Source organism: Pseudomonas urethralis, from assembly GCF_021602465.1.
In the GTDB taxonomy this organism is placed as follows: domain Bacteria; phylum Pseudomonadota; class Gammaproteobacteria; order Pseudomonadales; family Pseudomonadaceae; genus Aquipseudomonas; species Aquipseudomonas vlassakiae.
The window spans coordinates 294,718-311,819 of sequence record NZ_BQIJ01000002.1; the positions used below are offsets into that span (position 1 = coordinate 294,718).

Consider the following 17,102-nt stretch of genomic DNA (forward strand, 5'->3'; position numbering starts at 1 on the left):
CTTTAGCCGCGACGCGGTTTCAGCAGACACAAAAAAGCCCGGCACATGGCCGGGCTTTTTCATGGCTTGAGCTTAGCGCGCACGGTAAGTGATGCGGCCCTTGCTCAGGTCGTAGGGCGTCAGTTCGACGCGGACCTTGTCGCCAGTGAGAATGCGGATGTAGTTCTTGCGCATCTTTCCGGAGATGTGCGCGGTTACGACGTGCCCGTTTTCCAACTCCACGCGGAACATGGTGTTGGGCAGGGTGTCGACGACAGTACCTTCCATTTCGAAGCTGTCTTCTTTCGACATGCAGTAGAGCCCTCGGATCCAGTGTTGGCCCGACGCATACCGCACCGGGCAAAAAAGTGGCGTGGATTATGCCCGAAAACTGTGTGTCAAGCCAATGCTTTCAGTTGAGGGTGACCCAGCGCTGGTTTATCAACAACTCGATAGGCCGATACTGCGTCTTGTAGTTCATTTTCTTGCAGTTCTTGATCCAGTAACCCAGGTACACCGCTTCCAGATCCTGGCGCAAGGCTTCGGTGATCTGCCAGAGGATGGCAAAACGCCCGAGGCTGCGGCGTTCTTCTTCCGGCTCGTAGAAGGTGTATACCGCCGACAGGCCATTGGGCAGCAGGTCACAGACGGCCACTGCCAGCAGGCGGCCTTCGAGGCGGAACTCGTAGAACCAGCAAAACGGCAGGTCGCGGACCAGGAAGGTGGAAAACTGGTCGCGGCTCGGCGGGTACATGTCGCCATCGGCGTGACGGGTCTCGATGTAGCGCCGGTACAGGTCGAAATATTCTTCCTTGAACGCCGGGCGCGCCGCCGTCACGGTCAGGTCGGCATTACGCTTGAGGATGCGCCGCTGCTGGCGGTTGGGGATGAAGCGCGCGGCGGGGATGCGCGCTGGCACGCAGGCATTGCAGTTCTGGCAATGCGGGCGGTACAGGTGGTCACCGCTGCGGCGAAAGCCCATTTCCGAGAGATCGGCATACACATGCACGTCCATCGGCTGGCTGGGGTCGAGGAACAGCGTGGTGGCCTGTTCGTCCGGCAGGTAGCTGCAGGAGTGGGGTTGAGTGGCATAGAACTTCAACCGCGCCAACTCTGTCATGATCAACCCCCTCGGTGAGACTTTGCTTTAAGTGTAAGCCAGCTGGCAAAACTCGCCTAGCAAACCCAGGTAGCACTGTTGGGCTGGTCGAGGTGGCGCGCCAGGTAGTCGGCGAAGCGGCTACGGCTGATGGCCCGGGCGCCCAGGCTGTGCAGGTGGTTGGTGGGCATCTGGCAGTCGATCAGCACGAAGCCGGCCTGGCGCAGGTGTTCGACCAGCGTCACGAAGCCGACCTTGGAGGCATTGTCGGCACGGCTGAACATCGACTCGCCGAAGAACAGCTGACCGATGGCCAGGCCATACAGGCCGCCGACCAGCACGCCGTCTGCGCGCACTTCTACCGAATGGGCAATACCGCGCCGGTGCAGTTCGCAGTAGGCATTGCGCATGGTGTCGGTGATCCAGGTGCCGTCGGCGTAGTCGCGCGGGGCAGCGCAGGCGGCGATCACCGCAGGGAAGTCGGTGTCGAAGCTGACCTGGTAGCGGCCCTGGCGCATCAGTTTGGCCAGCGAGCGCGAGACGTGCAGCTCGTCAGGGAACAGCACGGTGCGCGGGTCAGGTGACCACCAGAGAATCGGCTGGCCGTCCTGATACCAGGGAAAGCAGCCATGCCGGTAGGCCTGCTCCAGGCGCTCGGGGCTCAGGTCGCCGCCAGCGGCGAGCAAACCGTTGGGGTCGTGCAGGGCCTTTTCCAGGGGCGGGAAGGTCAGCGAGTCGCGGGTCAGCCAGGTGAGCATGGTCTATCGTGCGGTGGGGGAGGGGAGAGGGCAGCATGGCTTGCAGGGCTTGCGGGGTCAATGCTGGCAGGCTCAACAGTGATTGGCTGGCAGCAGAATAGGCAATTTCCTACACATTCATGAAGGCATAGGCACCATCCGCTACATTTGCTGTCACACCTGTGCAAAAACACAGCATAAGCCTTTGTCACAGAAGGCAATGCATGCTCAAATTGCACCTATACGAAAGTCGCCCCCACTCGAGCTCCATACGGCGTGCCGTCATGGCGGCTGGCGGGCAGTAATGTTAAAAGTAGTGGTTCATTGGCCAGACACCGGCCGATCACTACTGGACGCGCAGCACGCGCAGGAATAGACGCGTTTTGAAGAAATCCACCGCAACTCCAGCTCCCTTGCCCGTGCCCCTGTGGCGGCAGCAGCTGCATTACCGCCTCAAGGAAGGTGCGTTGATCGCTGTCGGCGCCCTATGCCTGTACCTGTGGATGGCACTGCTGACCTACGACACGTCGGACCCGGGCTTCAGCCACACCAGCAACGTCGACCAGGTGCAGAATGCCGCCGGGCGTGCCGGCGCGTACTTTGCCGACATCCTGTTCATGGTGCTCGGCTACTTCGCCTATATCTTCCCGCTGCTGCTGGCGATCAAGACCTGGCAGATCTTCCGCGAACGGCACCAGCCGTGGCAATGGAGCGGCTGGCTGTTCTCCTGGCGGCTGATCGGCCTGGTGTTCCTGGTGCTGTCGGGCGCGGCGCTGGCGCATATCCATTTCCATCCGCCGGCGAGCCTGCCGTTTTCCGCGGGCGGTGCGCTGGGCGAGAGCCTCGGCGACCTGGCGCGCAACCTGCTGAACGTGCAGGGCAGCACCCTGATGTTCATTGCCCTGTTCCTGTTCGGCCTGACCGTGTTCACCGACCTGTCATGGTTCAAGGTGATGGACATGACCGGCAAGATCACCCTCGACCTGTTCGAACTGGTACAGGGTGCGGCCAGCCGCTGGTGGGAGGCACGCAACGAGCGCAAGCGCCTGGAGGCGCAACTGCGTGAAGTGGACGACCCGGTGTTCGATCTGGGAGCAAAGGCCAGCGACAAGCGTGAGCCAGCCAAACCGGCGCTGCGCGAGCGCATCTTCAAGCGTGAGGAAGCCCCGGCCCAGCCCGTCGAGCCGCGTGAACCGACCCTTTCCCGTGAGCCGACACTCGCCCGCGAGCCTGTAGTGCCTCGCGAACCAACCCTCGCCCGCGAACCTGTCGTGCCGCGCGAGCCTGTGGTCTCCCGCGAGCAGCCAGCAGCGGCCCCGACCATCGTGGCCCCGGCCGCGGCCAGGGCGCCGGAGCCGAGCAAGCGGGTCATGAAGGAGAAACAGGCGCCGCTGTTCGTCGACAGCGCCGTGGAGGGGACCTTGCCGTCGATTTCCATCCTCGACCCGGCCGAACAGAAGAAGATCGAGTACTCGCCAGAGTCCCTGGCCGGTGTCGGCCAGTTGCTGGAAATCAAGCTCAAGGAGTTCGGCGTCGAAGTCTCGGTGGACTCCATCCACCCGGGCCCGGTGATTACCCGTTACGAAATCCAGCCGGCCGCTGGCGTGAAAGTCAGCCGCATTGCCAACCTGGCCAAGGACCTGGCGCGTTCCCTGGCGGTGACCAGCGTGCGGGTGGTCGAGGTCATTCCCGGCAAGACCACCGTGGGTATCGAGATCCCCAACGAAAACCGGCAGATGGTGCGCTTCTCGGAAGTGCTCGCGACGCCGGAATACGACGAGCAGAAATCGCCGGTCACCCTGGCCCTGGGCCACGACATCGGCGGCAAGCCGGTGATCACCGACCTGGCCAAGATGCCGCACCTGCTGGTGGCCGGTACTACCGGTTCCGGTAAGTCGGTGGGTGTCAACGCGATGATCCTGTCGATCCTGTTCAAGTCCAGCCCGGAAGACGCGCGGCTGATCATGATCGACCCGAAAATGCTCGAGCTGTCGATCTACGAGGGCATTCCGCACCTGCTGTGCCCGGTGGTCACCGACATGAAGGACGCCGCCAACGCCCTGCGCTGGAGCGTGGCCGAGATGGAGCGGCGCTACAAGCTGATGGCGGCCATGGGCGTGCGTAACCTGGCTGGCTTCAACCGCAAGATCAAGGACGCCCAGGAAGCCGGCGAGATCATCCACGACCCGCTGTACCGCCGCGAGAGCATGGACGACGAGCCGCCGGCGCTGAAGACCTTGCCGACCATCGTCGTGGTGGTCGACGAATTTGCCGACATGATGATGATCGTCGGCAAGAAGGTCGAAGAGCTGATCGCCCGTATCGCCCAGAAGGCGCGGGCCGCCGGTATCCACCTGATCCTCGCCACCCAGCGCCCGTCGGTGGACGTGATCACCGGCCTGATCAAGGCCAACATCCCGACCCGCATGGCGTTCCAGGTGTCGAGCAAGATCGACTCGCGGACCATCATCGACCAGGGCGGCGCGGAACAGTTGCTCGGCCACGGTGACATGCTGTACATGCCGCCGGGCACCAGCCTGCCAATCCGTGTGCACGGTGCGTTCGTCTCCGACGATGAAGTGCACCGCACGGTCGAGGCGTGGAAGCTGCGTGGCGCGCCGGACTACAACGATGACATCCTCAATGGCGTCGAAGAGGCTGGCAGCGGCTTCGATGGCGGCGGCGGCGGTGGCGATGGTGACGATGCCGAAACCGATGCCCTGTATGATGAGGCCGTGCAGTTCGTGCTGGAAAGCCGCCGCGCTTCCATCTCGGCCGTACAGCGCAAGCTCAAGATCGGCTACAACCGCGCCGCGCGGATGATCGAGTCGATGGAGATGGCCGGCGTGGTCACCCCGATGAACAGCAACGGCTCGCGGGAAGTGATTGCCCCGGGTGGCCCGCGCGACTGATGAACACCCTGCCGGGCGCCAACGGTGGCGCCCGGCCTTTTCAATGCTCAATGAGGATTCCCATGCGCGCGATTCGCATGCTGTTGGTTTCTGCCCTGACCCTGGGCTCGGTTACTGCTTATGCCGGTGAGCAAGATGTACAACGCCTGACCCAGTTGCTGGAAAAATCCCAGACCATCGAGGCCAACTTCTCCCAGCTGACCCTGGACGCAGGCGGTACCAGCCTGCAGGAAACGTCCGGCAAGATGACGGTGAAGCGCCCGGGCCTGTTCTACTGGCACACCAATGCGCCGCAGGAGCAGGTAGTGGTGTCCGACGGCAAGAACGTCACCCTGTGGGACCCGGACCTGGAGCAGGCGACCATCAAGAAGCTCGACCAGCGCCTGAACCAGACCCCGGCACTGCTGCTGTCCGGTGACGTGTCGAAGATCAGCCAGAGCTTCGACATCACCTCCAAGGAGCAGGGTGACGTGATGGACTTCACCCTCAAGCCGAAGACCAAGGACACCTTGTTCGACTCGCTGCGCGTGTCGTTCCGCAAGGGCCTGATCAATGACATGCAGCTGATCGACAGCGTCGGCCAGCGCACCAACATCCTGTTCAATGGCGTCAAGGCCAACCAGGCGGTGCCGGACAGCCAGTTCAAGTTCGACATCCCCAAAGGCGCCGACGTCATCAAGGAGTAAGCAGAGCTCGCCATGGACCTGTTTCGAAGCGAACCCGTCGCCCAGCCTCTGGCGGCCCGCCTGCGCCCGGCCAACCTGGACGAATACGTCGGCCAGGAGCACCTGCTGGCGCGCGGCAAACCGCTGCGCGAGGCGCTGGAGCAGGGGGCGCTGCACTCGATGATCTTCTGGGGGCCGCCGGGGGTGGGCAAGACCACCCTGGCACGGCTGCTGGCGCACTTCTGCGATGCGCACTTCGAGACGGTCTCGGCGGTGTTGGCGGGGGTCAAGGAAATCCGCCAGGCCGTCGAAGTGGCCAAGCAGCAGGCCGGCCAGTATGGCCGACGCACCATCCTGTTCGTCGACGAAGTGCACCGCTTCAACAAGTCCCAGCAGGATGCCTTCCTGCCCTATGTGGAAGACGGCACGCTGCTGTTCATCGGAGCCACCACCGAGAACCCGTCGTTCGAACTGAACAACGCCTTGCTGTCGCGGGCGCGGGTCTACGTGCTCAAGAGCCTGGACGAAGCGGCGCTGCGCAAGCTGGTCAAGCGTGCGCTGACGGAAGAGCGCGGGCTGGGCAAGCGCAACCTGCGCGTCGGTGACGACGCCTTCAAGATGCTCATGGCTGCCGCCGATGGCGATGGCCGGCGCATGCTCAACTTCCTGGAGAACGCTGCCGACCTTGCCGAAGATGGCAGCGAGATCGACGTCGAGATGCTGCAAAGCCTGCTCGGCGACAGCCGGCGGCGTTTCGACAAGGGCGGCGAGGCGTTCTACGACCAGATTTCCGCGCTGCACAAGTCGGTGCGCGGCTCCAACCCCGATGGCGCCCTGTACTGGTTCGCGCGCATGCTCGACGGCGGCTGCGACCCGCTGTACATCGCCCGTCGCGTCGTGCGCATGGCCAGCGAGGACATCGGCAACGCCGACCCGCGGGCCCTGAGCCTGTGCCTGGCCGCCTGGGACGTGCAGGAACGCCTGGGCAGCCCGGAAGGCGAGCTGGCAGTGGCCCAGGCCATCACCTACATCGCCTGTGCACCGAAGAGCAATGCCGTCTATGTGGGCTTCAAGACCGCCTTGCGCGAGGCGGCCGAACATGGCTCGCTGGAAGTGCCGCTGCACCTGCGCAACGCGCCGACCAAGCTGATGAAGCAACTGGGCTATGGCGAAGAATACCGCTACGCCCACGACGAGCCCGATGCCTATGCCGCTGGTGAGGATTACTTCCCCGAGGCGCTTGAGCCACGCCAGTACTACCAGCCCGTGCCGCGAGGCCTGGAGCTGAAGATCGGCGAGAAACTGCGCCACCTGGCCGAGCTTGACCGCAACAGCCCCCGACAGCGGAGAAAACCATGATTGCCCTGATCGCTGCAGTCAGCGCCGGTGGTATTGCCGGGACCTTGCTACGCTTCGCCACCGCCAATTGGGTCGCGGCCAACTGGCCACGGCACTTCTATCTCGGTACGCTGGCGGTCAACCTGGTGGGTTGCCTGCTGATCGGCCTGCTTTACGGCCTGTTCCTGCACAAGCCGCTGGCGCCGGTCGAACTGCGCGCCGGCCTGATCGTCGGCTTCCTCGGTGGCCTGACGACCTTTTCCTCCTTCTCGCTCGATACCGTGCGCCTGATCGAAAGTGGGCAAGTGCCCCTCGCCTTGGGCTATACCAGTATCAGCGTGGTGGGCGGGCTCCTGGCCACCTGGGCCGGCCTGTCCCTGACCCGATTCTGAACCAACACTTATCCATAACGAGAGAACGATATGCTCGATTCCAAACTGTTACGCGGCCAACTTCAGGAAGTGGCGGATCGCCTGGCCTCCCGTGGCTTCAGCCTGGATGTCGCGCGCATCGAATCACTGGAAGAGCGCCGCAAGGCGGTGCAGACCCGCACCGAGCAGCTGCAAGCCGAGCGTAACGCCCGTTCCAAGTCGATCGGCCAGGCCAAGGCCAAGGGCGAGGACATTGCCCCGCTGATGGCGGACGTCGAGCGCATGGCCAATGAACTGGCCGCTGGCAAGGTGGAGCTGGATGCTATCCAGGCCGAACTGGACAGCATCCTGCTGACCATTCCCAACCTGCCGGACGCCAGCGTACCGGTCGGTGCCAGCGAAGACGACAACGTCGAAGTGCGCCGCTGGGGCACGCCGACCGCCTTCGATTTCGAGATCAAGGACCACGTCGCCTTGGGTGAAGTCAGCGGCGGCCTGGACTTCGAAGCCGCGGCCAAGCTGTCTGGCGCGCGCTTTGCCGTGCTGCGCGGGCCGATTGCCCGCCTGCACCGCGCCCTGGCGCAGTTCATGATCAACCTGCACACCGGCGAGCACGGCTACGAGGAACACTACACCCCGTACCTGGTGCAGGCCCCGGCCCTGCAGGGCACTGGCCAGTTGCCGAAGTTCGAGGAAGACCTGTTCAAGATCACCCGCGAAGGCGAAGCTGACTTCTACCTGATCCCGACCGCCGAAGTGTCGCTGACCAACCTGGTTGCCGGCCAGATCCTCGACGCCAGGCAGCTGCCATTGAAACTGGTTGCCCACACCCCTTGCTTCCGCAGTGAAGCCGGTGCGTCGGGCCGTGACACCCGTGGCATGATCCGCCAACACCAGTTCGACAAGGTCGAGATGGTTCAGGTCGTCGAACCGTCCAAGTCGATGGAAGCCCTGGAAAGCCTGACCGCCAACGCCGAGCGCGTCCTGCAGCTGCTGCAGCTGCCCTACCGCGTGCTGGCCCTGTGCACCGGCGACATGGGCTTCGGCGCTGTGAAGACCTACGACCTCGAAGTGTGGGTGCCGAGCCAGGACAAGTACCGCGAGATCAGCTCCTGCTCCAACTGCGGTGACTTCCAGGCACGCCGCATGCAGGCTCGCTGGCGCAACCCGGAAACCGGCAAGCCAGAGCTGGTGCACACCCTCAACGGTTCCGGCCTGGCCGTAGGCCGTACCTTGGTGGCCGTGCTCGAGAACTACCAGCAGGCCGACGGTTCGATTCGCGTACCGGACGTGCTGAAGCCGTACATGGGCGGCGTCGAGGTCATCCGCTAAATGGATTACCTGCCGCTGTTCCACAAGCTGCAGGGCGGCCGGGTGCTGGTCGTCGGCGGCGGTGAGATCGCCTTGCGCAAGGCGCGGCTGCTGGCGGATGCCGGCGCTGCGCTGCGCGTGGTGGCGCCGGACATCGACGGTCAGCTGGCCGCGTTGGCCCGGGAAGGTGGCGGTGAGGTGCTGGTGCGTGGCTATCAGGCGGGTGACCTGGTCGGTTGCCGTTTGGTGATCGCAGCCACCGACGACCCTGGGCTCAACGCCCAGGTGTCGGCTGACGCACAGGCGCTGAGCCTGCCGGTCAACGTGGTGGATGCGCCGGCCTTGTGCACGGTGATCTTCCCGGCCATCGTCGACCGTTCCCCGTTGGTGATCGCGGTGTCCAGTGGCGGTGACGCCCCGGTGTTGGCGCGCTTGATCCGCGCCAAGCTGGAGGCCTGGATTCCGTCGGCTTACGGTGAGCTGGCCGGGCTGGCAGCGCGGTTCCGGCACAAGGTCAAATCCCTGTACCCGGATGTCAATCAGCGCCGAGGCTTCTGGGAAACCGTGTTCCAGGGGCCGATTGCCGAGCGCCAGCTTGCCGGGCAGGGCGCCGAGGCCGAGCGCCTGTTGCAGGCGATGGTCGAAGGTGCCCCGGTGCAGCAGGGCGGTGAGGTGTATCTGGTGGGGGCGGGGCCGGGTGATCCGGACTTGCTGACCTTCCGAGCCTTGCGCCTGATGCAGCAGGCCGACGTGGTGCTGTATGACCGCCTGGTGGCACCGGCCATCATCGAGATGTGCCGGCGTGATGCCGAACGTATCTATGTTGGCAAGCGCCGCGCCGACCACTCCGTGCCCCAGGACCAGATCAACCGCCTGTTGGTCGACCTCGCCCAGCAGGGCAAGCGTGTGTTGCGCCTCAAAGGCGGCGACCCGTTCATCTTCGGCCGGGGTGGCGAAGAGATCGAGGAGCTGGCCGAGCACGGTATCCCGTTCCAGGTGGTGCCGGGGATTACTGCAGCGAGCGGATGTTCGGCCTATGGCGGCATTCCGCTGACTCACCGTGACTATGCACAATCGGTGCGCTTCGTCACCGGTCACCTCAAGGATGGCACCAGCAACCTGCCTTGGCATGACCTGGTGGCGCCGGCTCAGACCTTGGTGTTCTACATGGGGCTGGTGGGGTTGCCGACCATCTGTGCCGAGCTGATCCGCCATGGGCGGGCGGCCAGCACGCCAGCGGCCCTGGTGCAGCAGGGGACTACGCGCAACCAGCGGGTGTTTACCGGCACCTTGGCAGATTTGCCGGAGCTGGTGGCACGGCACGAAGTGCATGCGCCGACCTTGGTGATCGTTGGGGAAGTGGTGCAACTGCGCGACAAGCTGGCCTGGTTCGAAGGCGCGCAAAACAGCTGAAATCGTTGGGGCCGCAAAAGCGGCCCCGGCTATCTCAAGCCTGATAAATCCCTTTGCCCGCCAACCGTTCCCGATCATGGGGCTGATTGAAGTCCTGAAGCGGGCCCTTGGGCACGATGCCGTTCGGGTTGATGGTCTTGTGGCTCATGTAGTAATGCTTCTGGATATGCTCCATATCCACAGTGCCTGCGATGCCCGGCCACTGGTACAACTCGCGTAGCCAGTTGGACAGGTTGTGGTAGTCGCTCAGGCGGCGCAGATTGCACTTGAAGTGCCCGTGGTACACCGCATCGAAGCGTACCAAGGTGGTGAACAGGCGCACATCGGCCTCGGTCAGGTATTCGCCGGCCAGGTAGCGATTGCGGCCCAACAGCTGTTCCAGATGGTCCAGTTCGTTGAATACGTCATCGAAGGCAGCCTCGTAGGCGTCCTGGGTAGTGGCGAAGCCTGCGCGGTACACGCCGTTGTTGACTGCCGGGTAAATGCGCTCGTTCAGCGCTTCGATGGTCGGGCGCAGCGGCTCGGGGTACAGGTCCAAGGTGTTACCGGTCAGTTCGTTGAACGCGCTGTTGAAGATCCGGATGATCTCCGACGATTCGTTGTTGACGATGCGTTTTTCTTTCTTGTCCCACAGCACGGGCACGGTTACGCGGCCGGTGTAGTGCGGGTCGTCCTGGGTGTAGCGCTGGTGCAGGTATTGCAGGGCGTCGAGGTGGTCGCCAGTGGAGCCTTGCTGCTGGTCGAAGGTCCAGCCGTGATCCTGCATCAGCCAACTCACCACCGATACGTCGATCAATGGCTCAAGGCCCTTGAGTGCGCGCACGATCAGGGTGCGGTGGGCCCATGGGCAGGCCAGCGAAACGTACAAGTGGTAGCGGCCGGCTTCCGCGGCGGGCAGCTGATTGCGACGCTGGGCGTTTTCGCGTTTGAAGGTGCCGTCCTTGCCGTTTTCATACCACTGGTCGTGCCAGCGGCCGTCGATCAAAAGGCCCATGTTGAGCTCCTCGGAAACAAAGTTGTTAAGCGTTGGAGCCCAGTCTAGGGGAAAACGTTCGAATAACTAGCGCAAAGAACGCCCCTTGATTATCTAGTTATTCGATTGGTTGCGTGCAGCCCAGTAGCCCTGTGCGGATGCGAAGGCCTGTTCGCGGCCCTGGCCCAAGCCCCGTAGCGCGAGGGCCATGGTTGCCACGACGGCCATTTCGCCGTAGCTGTCCTCGGCCTCGCCGCGCCAGACCGCGAGTAAATGCTCGGGTTGCAAGCTTGGTGGTTTTACATGGCGGCGTTCGCTCAGCGCCGGCCATTCGTCGTCCCAGGCTTCGCCTGCGCGGGTGCCGTAAAGGTGGCTGATGACATCGGGGTTGATCTCGATTTCGCCGCCATCACCCTTTATCACCACGGCATGGTCGCCGAGCAGGCGGCTGGCTTCACGGTGCACCGCCTGGTAACCGGGGTGGAAGATGCTCTGCAGGCCGCAGCGCGCAGCCAGCGGATTCAGCACTCGGGCCAGGGAATGGATGGGCGAGCGCAGGCCCAGCGTGTTGCGCAGGTCGATCATCCGCTGCAGCTGTGGCGCCCAGTCATGCAGCGGGGCGAAGGCCAGGCGCTGCTGATCGAGGGCCTGGCTGACCGCCGCCCAGTCGCGGCACAGCGGGATCTCCAGCAGCACCAGCAGCTGTTCGGTGTACAGGCGCCCGGCGGTATGTGCGCCGCCGCCGTGCATGAGGATACGCACACCGTTGGCGGCCAGGCACTTGGCGCTCAGCAGGTACCAGGGCAGGTGGCGCTTCTTGCCGGCGTAGGTCGGCCAGTCGACATCTACGGCGATACTCGGCGCTTGCAGGTGCGCGCGCAGGGCTTCGGTGAAGCCGGCGAGTTCTTCTGCGCTCTCTTCCTTGTGCCGCAGCAGCATCAGGAAGGCACCGAGCTGGGTGTCTTCGACCTTGCCTTCGAGCAACAAGGTCATGGCGGCGCGGGCTTCCTCGCGGGTCAGGCCGCGGGCGCCGCGTTTGCCTTTGCCAAGGATGCGCACGAATTCGGCGAACGGGTGTTCGGCCGGTGTTTCCAGGGTCAGCGGACGGGCGTCGGTCATATGCAATTGGTCGGCTTGGGCAGGCCCGCCAGCTTGGCGGCGAGTTTGGCGGGGGTGCCATTGAACAGGCGGTTAAGGTGCGGGCTGTTGCCTTTTTCCGTGCCCAGCTTGAGCGCGGCGTACTTGATCAGTGGGCGAGTGGCTGGCGACAGCTGATATTCGTTGTAGAACTGGCGCAGCAGTTCGAGGATTTCCCAGTGGTCGGCGGTCAGGGCGATGCTTTCGCGCTCGGCCAGGGCTTCGGCGACGGGGCGCGACCAGTCTTGCAAGTCGACCAGGAAGCCGTCCTTGTCCAGCGCAATGGCGCGATCGCCAATGTTCAGCGTACTCATAGCCAGCTGTTGACCTTGTCGTAGTGCAGTGACAGCTCGACGAAGGCCTGGTAGTTCACGGCCTCGGCCAGCGCGCTGCTGATGCCACGGGCGAGCAGGTCTTCGTCGAGGGCGAACAGGCGCTGTGCCAGGTTGGCAGCCTGCAGTTGGCGCTGGCTGTCACTGCCGTCGCGCAGCGCATAGACCGCATCGCCACACAGCAGCACGCCATCGTCAGCGCCCAACAGGCGCAGGCAGCTGTCCAGGCGTTCGTCGCCGAACGGCGAGTGGGATAACACGTGCAGGGTTGGCATCAGAGCGTCACCACTTGGTCGAAACGGGCAATCAAGGCTTGCAGGGCTGCGTTGTCCAGCACCTCCACCGGCAGCTCCAGGCCATCGGCGGCCAGGCCGCGGCGCGCCAGGCTGTGCTGGCAGGCAAACAGCTCCTCGACGCCAAACATCGGCAGCGCCTGCAGGTTGGCGGCGAGGTTCTTCTGCTCCACGGCGGCAGGTTGCTGACCGGGTGCCAACTGGAACACGCCGTCATCGAGGAACAGCATGGCCAGCGGCAGATCGAAGGCGCCGCCGGCCAGGGCTATGTCCAGCGCTTCGCGGGCAGCCGGGCCGTTCCAGGGGGCCTGGCGGCTGATGATCAACATGGATTTGGCCATTTCAGTCGCCTCCGAAGCAGACCAGGCGGTCGGCAGTTTGTGCGGCTTCGTGCAGCTGGCCGAGGCCAGACAACTCCCACGGCTTGGGCAGGTTGACCGCCGGGCGCTGGTAGCGGTTGGCTTCGGCGTCATCGAGCACGCCGCGGCGCAGCGCGGCGGCGATACACACCACTGCGTCGAGGCGGTTCATTTCGATGAAGGTCCGCCATTGGGCGGCGATGTCCTGTTCATCCTGGGGCGCGACCACGTTGGCCGAGGCGCTGTGCACCCCGTCCTGGTAGAAGAACAGCCGGGCAATCTCATGCCCGCCAGCCAGCGCTGCCTCGGCGAAGCGCAAGGCGCGGCGCGAAGAGGGCGCATGGGCTGGGGAAAAAACCGCGATAGCGAATTTCATGGACAACTCGTGCAAAGGAATGCCGCCATGATAAAGCAAAAAGCCCGCGCAAGTGGGCGCGGGCTTGGTCGGCGGGGCAGGCGCGGTTCAGGCGTTTTCCTTGCTTTCCGGCAGGAACCAGTTGAGCACCAGGGCGCAGATACCCCCGGTGGCCACACCCGACTCCAGCACATTGCGGATCGCAGCAGGCATGTGCGCGAGGAACTCCGGCACCTGCGCCACGCCCAGGCCAAGCGCCAGCGACACGGCGATGATCAGCAGGGCGCGACGGTCCAGGCGAGTACTGGCCAGAATATTGATGCCCGACGCGGCCACCGCGCCGAACATGACCATGGCGGCACCACCCAGCACCGGCTCAGGTACCGCCTGGATCACGCCGGCCACGCTCGGGAACAGCCCCAGCAGCACCAGCATCACGGCAATCCAGATACCGATATGGCGGCTGGCAATGCCGGTCAGCTGAATCACGCCGTTGTTCTGGGCAAAGATCGAGCTGGGGAAGGTGTTGAACAGGCCAGCCAACAGCGAGTTGGCGCCGTTGACCAGCACCCCGCCCTTGATGCGCGACATCCACAGCGGGCCTTCGACCGGTTGGCGCGAAACCTTGCTGGTCGCGGTCACATCACCGATGGCTTCCAGCGAAGTCACCAGGTAGATCACCAGCATCGGGATGAACAGCGCCCAGGAGAAGCCCAGGCCGAAATGCAGCGGCATCGGCACCTGGAACAGCGCGGCTTCGTGCATGCCGGTGAAGTCCAGGCGGCCGAGGTAGCCGGCCAGGGCATAGCCGACTGCCAGGGCAATGACGATCGCGCAGCTGCGCATCCAGACCACCGGGATGCGGTTGAGGATCACGATCACCGCCAGCACGGCACCCGACAGCATCAGGTTTTCGCCGTTGGCGAAGGTGCCATTGGCCATGGCGCCGAAGCCGCCACCCATGCTGATCAGGCCGACCTTGATCAGGGTCAGGCCGATCATCAGCACCACGATGCCGGTCACCAGTGGGGTGATCAGGCGTTTGACGAACGGCAGGATGCGCGACACGCCCATTTCGACGAACGAGCCGGCAATCACCACACCGAAGATCGCCGCCATTACGCTTTCCACCGGCGTACCTTGCTTGACCATCAACGCGCCGCCGGCAATCAGTGGCCCAACGAAGTTGAAGCTGGTGCCCTGCACGATCAGCAGCCCGGCACCGAACGGGCCGAAGCGCTTGCACTGGACGAAGGTGGCGATACCGGAGATCACCAGCGACATGGAAACGATGAGGTTGGTATCGCGAGCCGAAACGCCCAGCGCCTGGCAGATCAGCAGGCCGGGGGTAACGATCGGTACTATGATCGCCAGCAGATGCTGCAGGGCTGCCAGCAGGCCGATCAACAGCCGTGGCTTGTCCTCAAGGCCAAGTACCAGTTCGTTGGCAGGCGCCGCCGCGCCTGGGCTGTGTTCGTGTGAGCTCATCAGTGAAGCTGCCCCGGAAGAAAAAGGAGCGCATTCTACGGGCAGAAGGGCGATTGCGGTAGGGCAATGCACGATGGCGGCATGATCGGCGACCATTTCCCTTGTTTCCTGACTTTTAAGTCAGCGTACTAGCCCAGAACATTTCCAACGCGCAAAGAAAAGCCCGCCGAAGCGGGCTTTCCCAATCAGCAATCAATCAGTCATCACGACCCATGATGCCAAACAGCTGCAACAAGCTGATGAACAGGTTGTAGATCGACACATACAGGCTGATGGTCGCCATGATGTAGTTCCGCTCACCGCCATGAATGATCGCGCTGGTCTGGAACAGAATGCAGACCGACGAGAACAGCACGAAGCCGGCGCTGATCGCAAGTTGCAGGCCGCTGATCTGGAAGAAGAAGCTCGCGACCACGGCACCCAGCAGCACAAAGAAACCAGCGGTAATGAAACCGCTGAGGAAGCTCATGTCCTTGCGGGTGATCAGCACGTAGGCCGACAGGCCACCAAACACCAGCGCCGTCATGGCAAACGCCGAGCTGACCACTTCAGCACCACCGGCCATGCCCAGGTACCGGTTGAGGATCGGGCCGAGAATGAAGCCCATGAAACCGGTGAGGGCGAAGGTGGAAACCAGGCCCCAGACCGAATCACGCAGTTTGGCAGTCAGGAAGAACAGCCCGTAGAAGCCGATCAGCACGACGAACACATTCGGGTAACCGACGCGCATCTGCTGGGCAACGAAGGCCATGACACCGCTGAAGGCGAGGGTGAGTGCCAGCAGGCTGTAAGTGTTGCGCAGGACCTTGCTGACCTCCTGCTGCTCGGCTTGCTGGCCGTGGTGTACGGCATAATCCTGTTCGCGCATGGCGACACTCCTTATGAATCCATGGTTTTGGACGTTCAGATGCAGGCAGTCTAACAGACGCTCCGCAACCCGCGACACAGAGAGTTTGACAGCTTGTTTCATTACGGTATTATGGCGGCCGCAAAACGAGCTGGAAGCGTGGCCGAGTGGTTTAAGGCAACGGTCTTGAAAACCGTCGATGGGCAACTATCCTAGAGTTCGAATCTCTACGCTTCCGCCACATTTCTCATTAAAGCCCCTGAAAATGGGGCTTTTTTGTGAGTGGCGGTTTTTCTACCCATGTTTGTACCCATTTCAAAAAATCTGCCATTGGCAATGGTTTAGGCTTGAAATCGAGCTAAGTGTCCTGACGAGGGCGGGCTGGAGGTGTATAATTTGGCAAATTTTGTCAAATTCGGATAAAACCATGAGCACCATGAACATCTCCCTGCCGGATGCCCTCAAGTCCTTTGTCGATGATCAGGTTAGCCAGCGAGGCTACAGCACCAGTAGCGAATATGTGCGGGAGCTGATTCGCAAGGACCAGGATCGGCAGCATCTGCGTAGCTTGCTACTGGCTGGGGCTGAATCGGCCCAGGCTGCTCCTGCGGATGGTGACTATTTCGAATCTCTGCGCGCGAAGGTTCGTAAGGCTCGAGGATGAAGGTTAAGCCCGTCATTCCACGAGCGCTTGCCAACCAAGACGTAGAAGACGCTATCAGCTATTACCTTGCTGAGCAGGCCGAGCAGGCTGCACTCGGTTTTATCGATGCCTTGGAAAAGACTTATACCCACATCAGTCGGCATCCGGCCCTGGGTTCAGCTCGGTACGCTCATGAGTTGGATCTGCCGGGATTGCTCTATTGGCCGCTGAAGCGCTATCCCTACTTGGTGTTCTATGTTGAACGCGATGACCATATCGATGTCTGGCGCGTTTTACACGGTATGCGGGATATTCCTGAATGGTTGGTTGAAAGCGCTTCCCATTAGTGGCAGTAGAGGTTGTGCTTGGATGGTGGATGTCTTCTGCTTGCGCTCAATTGGTTTCGATAAGCAGTCTGTCGCTAGGGACGCATCAGCTCTGATTTGGTTGAGCCTTATCGGGTTGTCTATTCAGTCGTGCTTGATTGTAAAGATGTGAACCCATGACTGACTACCTTTGGTGTACGAGTCATCGAACTTTCCGATAGCACCCGCCCAATTCGCATCATTCCCACCGCTGTCATTGGCCTGGCCTGCTCCGGCGACGATGCTGATGCAGCTACTTTCCCCCTTCGACACCCCTGTCCTGGTGTTCAACGTGCAGCCTACGGTCGGCAAGGCCGGTACCACCGGCAGGCTGAAAAGCAGCCTGCAGGCGGTCGCCGACCAAACCAAGCCCTACGTCATCGTCGTGCGCGTCAAGGAAGGCGAAGCCGAGGCGAGACCACCAGTGCGCTTATCGGCACCACCACTGCCGAGAGTAAATACACCGGCATGAGGGCGCTGCTGCA

The 17,102-nt window shown here is 62.8% G+C and carries 19 protein-coding genes, 1 tRNA gene and 1 pseudogene; 10 read left to right on the plus strand and 11 right to left on the minus strand.

Features of this window, described 5'->3' with window-relative positions; all coding sequences use genetic code 11:
* Positions 1 to 72 precede the first annotated feature (72 nt).
* The 3 genes from infA to aat form a co-directional block, all read right to left on the minus strand.
* The gene (gene infA, locus L6D64_RS04105; protein WP_002553999.1) at positions 73 to 291 is read right to left on the minus strand and encodes a translation initiation factor IF-1; all 219 of its coding nucleotides are present in this window, start codon (positions 289 to 291) and stop codon (positions 73 to 75) included.
* A gap of 100 nt (positions 292 to 391) precedes the next feature.
* Positions 392 to 1,099, minus strand: a complete 708-nt coding sequence (locus tag L6D64_RS04110; protein ID WP_054886817.1) for an arginyltransferase — start codon at positions 1,097 to 1,099, stop codon at positions 392 to 394.
* A gap of 56 nt (positions 1,100 to 1,155) precedes the next feature.
* On the minus strand, positions 1,156 to 1,836 hold the full coding sequence (gene aat, locus L6D64_RS04115; protein ID WP_054886816.1) for a leucyl/phenylalanyl-tRNA--protein transferase: 681 nt from the start codon (positions 1,834 to 1,836) through the stop codon (positions 1,156 to 1,158).
* A 362-nt stretch (positions 1,837 to 2,198) separates the two neighbouring features.
* On the opposite strand from aat, the gene L6D64_RS04120 reads away from it, so the two are divergent.
* The 6 genes from L6D64_RS04120 (at position 2,199) to cysG (ending at position 9,825) form a co-directional block, all read left to right on the plus strand.
* The gene (locus L6D64_RS04120) at positions 2,199 to 4,727 is read left to right on the plus strand and encodes a DNA translocase FtsK (RefSeq protein WP_176508848.1); all 2,529 of its coding nucleotides are present in this window, start codon (positions 2,199 to 2,201) and stop codon (positions 4,725 to 4,727) included.
* A gap of 62 nt (positions 4,728 to 4,789) precedes the next feature.
* Positions 4,790 to 5,413 (plus strand): outer membrane lipoprotein periplasmic chaperone LolA, encoded by a 624-nt coding sequence (gene lolA / locus L6D64_RS04125; RefSeq protein WP_060511141.1) that lies wholly within the window; start codon positions 4,790 to 4,792, stop codon positions 5,411 to 5,413.
* 12 nt (positions 5,414 to 5,425) lie between these two features.
* Positions 5,426 to 6,751: a replication-associated recombination protein A gene (locus L6D64_RS04130; protein WP_176508847.1), complete on the plus strand. Its 1,326-nt coding sequence runs from the start codon at positions 5,426 to 5,428 to the stop codon at positions 6,749 to 6,751.
* On the plus strand, positions 6,748 to 7,122 hold the full coding sequence (gene crcB / locus L6D64_RS04135) for a fluoride efflux transporter CrcB (protein ID WP_176508846.1): 375 nt from the start codon (positions 6,748 to 6,750) through the stop codon (positions 7,120 to 7,122). Before L6D64_RS04130 ends, crcB begins: the two co-directional genes overlap by 4 nt.
* A gap of 30 nt (positions 7,123 to 7,152) precedes the next feature.
* The gene (gene serS, locus L6D64_RS04140) at positions 7,153 to 8,433 is read left to right on the plus strand and encodes a serine--tRNA ligase (protein WP_176508845.1); all 1,281 of its coding nucleotides are present in this window, start codon (positions 7,153 to 7,155) and stop codon (positions 8,431 to 8,433) included.
* Positions 8,434 to 9,825, plus strand: a complete 1,392-nt coding sequence (gene cysG, locus L6D64_RS04145) for a siroheme synthase CysG (RefSeq protein ID WP_176508844.1) — start codon at positions 8,434 to 8,436, stop codon at positions 9,823 to 9,825.
* Between the two features lie 34 nt (positions 9,826 to 9,859).
* On the opposite strand, the gene L6D64_RS04150 is transcribed toward cysG, so the two are convergent.
* The 8 genes from L6D64_RS04150 to L6D64_RS04185 all read right to left on the minus strand — a co-directional run bounded on the left by L6D64_RS04150 (position 9,860) and on the right by L6D64_RS04185 (position 15,630).
* Positions 9,860 to 10,819: a glutathione S-transferase family protein gene (locus L6D64_RS04150; RefSeq protein WP_176508843.1), complete on the minus strand. Its 960-nt coding sequence runs from the start codon at positions 10,817 to 10,819 to the stop codon at positions 9,860 to 9,862.
* 93 nt (positions 10,820 to 10,912) lie between these two features.
* A complete protein-coding gene (locus L6D64_RS04155; RefSeq protein ID WP_176508842.1) occupies positions 10,913 to 11,917 on the minus strand; it encodes a glycosyl transferase family protein in 1,005 nt (334 codons plus the stop codon).
* Complete coding sequence (locus L6D64_RS04160) at positions 11,914 to 12,249, minus strand: TusE/DsrC/DsvC family sulfur relay protein (protein WP_176508841.1); 336 nt, start codon at positions 12,247 to 12,249, stop codon at positions 11,914 to 11,916. Before L6D64_RS04160 ends, L6D64_RS04155 begins: the two co-directional genes overlap by 4 nt.
* Positions 12,246 to 12,542: a sulfurtransferase complex subunit TusB gene (gene tusB / locus L6D64_RS04165; protein ID WP_176508840.1), complete on the minus strand. Its 297-nt coding sequence runs from the start codon at positions 12,540 to 12,542 to the stop codon at positions 12,246 to 12,248. Before tusB ends, L6D64_RS04160 begins: the two co-directional genes overlap by 4 nt.
* On the minus strand, positions 12,542 to 12,901 hold the full coding sequence (gene tusC, locus L6D64_RS04170; RefSeq protein ID WP_054886805.1) for a sulfurtransferase complex subunit TusC: 360 nt from the start codon (positions 12,899 to 12,901) through the stop codon (positions 12,542 to 12,544). The genes tusB and tusC overlap by 1 nt, the downstream gene beginning before the upstream one ends.
* Position 12,902: 1 nt before the next feature.
* Entirely contained in the window at positions 12,903 to 13,295 is a 393-nt protein-coding gene (gene tusD, locus L6D64_RS04175) for a sulfurtransferase complex subunit TusD (protein ID WP_176508839.1), read from the minus strand.
* 87 nt (positions 13,296 to 13,382) lie between these two features.
* Positions 13,383 to 14,762 (minus strand): nucleobase:cation symporter-2 family protein, encoded by a 1,380-nt coding sequence (locus L6D64_RS04180; RefSeq protein ID WP_054886803.1) that lies wholly within the window; start codon positions 14,760 to 14,762, stop codon positions 13,383 to 13,385.
* Between the two features lie 196 nt (positions 14,763 to 14,958).
* Positions 14,959 to 15,630: a Bax inhibitor-1/YccA family protein gene (locus L6D64_RS04185; protein ID WP_027919754.1), complete on the minus strand. Its 672-nt coding sequence runs from the start codon at positions 15,628 to 15,630 to the stop codon at positions 14,959 to 14,961.
* Positions 15,631 to 15,762: 132 nt separating this feature from the next.
* Here L6D64_RS04185 and L6D64_RS04190 point away from each other — a divergent pair.
* The 4 genes and pseudogenes from L6D64_RS04190 to L6D64_RS04205 all read left to right on the plus strand — a co-directional run.
* A tRNA-Ser gene (locus L6D64_RS04190) sits at positions 15,763 to 15,850 on the plus strand.
* Between the two features lie 186 nt (positions 15,851 to 16,036).
* The gene (locus L6D64_RS04195) at positions 16,037 to 16,273 is read left to right on the plus strand and encodes a type II toxin-antitoxin system ParD family antitoxin (protein WP_176508838.1); all 237 of its coding nucleotides are present in this window, start codon (positions 16,037 to 16,039) and stop codon (positions 16,271 to 16,273) included.
* Positions 16,270 to 16,599 carry a type II toxin-antitoxin system RelE/ParE family toxin gene (locus L6D64_RS04200; RefSeq protein WP_176508837.1) on the plus strand — a complete coding sequence of 110 codons (330 nt, stop codon included), beginning with the start codon at positions 16,270 to 16,272 and terminating at the stop codon, positions 16,597 to 16,599. Before L6D64_RS04195 ends, L6D64_RS04200 begins: the two co-directional genes overlap by 4 nt.
* Positions 16,600 to 16,754: 155 nt before the next feature.
* Positions 16,755 to 17,100, plus strand: a pseudogene (locus L6D64_RS04205) (phage tail protein); the annotation flags it as partial.
* Positions 17,101 to 17,102: the final 2 nt, after the last annotated feature.

Excerpts from the sequence above, each read along its gene's own strand:
- L6D64_RS04185 (WP_027919754.1), bottom strand. The coding sequence starts at position 15,630 with ATGCGCGAACAGGATTATGCCGTACACCACGGCCAGCAAGCCGAGCAG.
- L6D64_RS04160 (WP_176508841.1), bottom strand. The coding sequence starts at position 12,249 with ATGAGTACGCTGAACATTGGCGATCGCGCCATTGCGCTGGACAAGGAC.
- lolA (WP_060511141.1), top strand. The coding sequence starts at position 4,790 with ATGCGCGCGATTCGCATGCTGTTGGTTTCTGCCCTGACCCTGGGCTCG.
- L6D64_RS04150 (WP_176508843.1), bottom strand. The coding sequence starts at position 10,819 with ATGGGCCTTTTGATCGACGGCCGCTGGCACGACCAGTGGTATGAAAAC.
- L6D64_RS04130 (WP_176508847.1), top strand. The coding sequence starts at position 5,426 with ATGGACCTGTTTCGAAGCGAACCCGTCGCCCAGCCTCTGGCGGCCCGC.
- tusB (WP_176508840.1), bottom strand. The coding sequence starts at position 12,542 with ATGCCAACCCTGCACGTGTTATCCCACTCGCCGTTCGGCGACGAACGC.
- L6D64_RS04110 (WP_054886817.1), bottom strand. The coding sequence starts at position 1,099 with ATGACAGAGTTGGCGCGGTTGAAGTTCTATGCCACTCAACCCCACTCC.
- cysG (WP_176508844.1), top strand. The coding sequence starts at position 8,434 with ATGGATTACCTGCCGCTGTTCCACAAGCTGCAGGGCGGCCGGGTGCTG.
- tusD (WP_176508839.1), bottom strand. The coding sequence starts at position 13,295 with ATGAAATTCGCTATCGCGGTTTTTTCCCCAGCCCATGCGCCCTCTTCG.
- L6D64_RS04180 (WP_054886803.1), bottom strand. The coding sequence starts at position 14,762 with ATGAGCTCACACGAACACAGCCCAGGCGCGGCGGCGCCTGCCAACGAA.
- L6D64_RS04155 (WP_176508842.1), bottom strand. The coding sequence starts at position 11,917 with ATGACCGACGCCCGTCCGCTGACCCTGGAAACACCGGCCGAACACCCG.
- aat (WP_054886816.1), bottom strand. The coding sequence starts at position 1,836 with ATGCTCACCTGGCTGACCCGCGACTCGCTGACCTTCCCGCCCCTGGAA.
- tusC (WP_054886805.1), bottom strand. The coding sequence starts at position 12,901 with ATGGCCAAATCCATGTTGATCATCAGCCGCCAGGCCCCCTGGAACGGC.
- infA (WP_002553999.1), bottom strand. The coding sequence starts at position 291 with ATGTCGAAAGAAGACAGCTTCGAAATGGAAGGTACTGTCGTCGACACC.
- L6D64_RS04200 (WP_176508837.1), top strand. The coding sequence starts at position 16,270 with ATGAAGGTTAAGCCCGTCATTCCACGAGCGCTTGCCAACCAAGACGTA.
- serS (WP_176508845.1), top strand. The coding sequence starts at position 7,153 with ATGCTCGATTCCAAACTGTTACGCGGCCAACTTCAGGAAGTGGCGGAT.
- crcB (WP_176508846.1), top strand. The coding sequence starts at position 6,748 with ATGATTGCCCTGATCGCTGCAGTCAGCGCCGGTGGTATTGCCGGGACC.
- L6D64_RS04195 (WP_176508838.1), top strand. The coding sequence starts at position 16,037 with ATGAGCACCATGAACATCTCCCTGCCGGATGCCCTCAAGTCCTTTGTC.